We start from the raw sequence: 280 nt of genomic DNA on the forward strand, positions 1-280 counted from the left end.
GTTCGCTGGCGATGGGGACACTGTATGGTGAGGGGATGCGACGTTATTTGAATGCATTGTCGACATATACGCGACGTCGAATTACACAGGCAAATCGTGCTGACGTGACAAGTATTCACCATTTGCCATCGGCTTTGGCGCTACGTCAACGACCACAGGTACCGGATGTGCGCTCGACGGTTGGGACAATGACCGAGAGCTTAAACGTGTTACGTTTGATGTTTTCACGTTTAGGATCGATGGTGTGTCCAAATGGCCATCGAATCGGGCCAACGTTAGC

The 280-nt window shown here is 51.1% G+C and carries 1 pseudogene; it reads left to right on the plus strand.

Annotated elements, in window-relative coordinates:
* Window positions 1-35 precede the first annotated feature (35 nt).
* Window positions 36-280 (plus strand): annotated as a pseudogene (locus SAY88_RS24960) (hypothetical protein); the annotation flags it as partial.

It is taken from the genome of Halalkalibacter flavus, assembly GCF_036663575.1.
In the GTDB taxonomy this organism is placed as follows: domain Bacteria; phylum Bacillota; class Bacilli; order Bacillales; family Bacillaceae_D; genus Halalkalibacter; species Halalkalibacter flavus.